The 263-nt window shown below is 63.9% G+C and carries 1 protein-coding gene; it reads right to left on the bottom strand.

From position 1 onward, the window contains the following. On the bottom strand, positions 1-263 hold a 263-nt coding region (locus tag G6N75_RS00340; protein WP_206202823.1), incomplete at both ends, for a hypothetical protein.

Genomic DNA, 263 nt, shown 5'->3' with positions numbered 1-263 from the left:
TGCGACACGTCGCCGGCCCAGCCGTAGATGCCGCGACCGCGGTAGATCACGATCGGGGCGGTCGTCGCGCCGGCCGAGTGCACCGCATGCAGCATCTCCTTCATGCCGATGTTCTGACCGGCACGGCCGTCGTAGGCATCAGACGGATCCACATTCATGTCGGCACGAACGAACTGGTCGTTGGCCGCCGAGTTGTGGCACAGGTAGCACATGTCGACGTTATCGACGCGGTTGCCGCCATGCTGGTACATGGAGCCGACATG

The organism is Thioalkalivibrio sp. XN8 (assembly GCF_011058255.1).
Taxonomy (GTDB): Bacteria; Pseudomonadota; Gammaproteobacteria; order Steroidobacterales; family XN24; genus XN24.
Note: the sequence above shows the minus strand (reverse complement) of the source record. Positions and strands in the feature narration are given on the sequence as shown.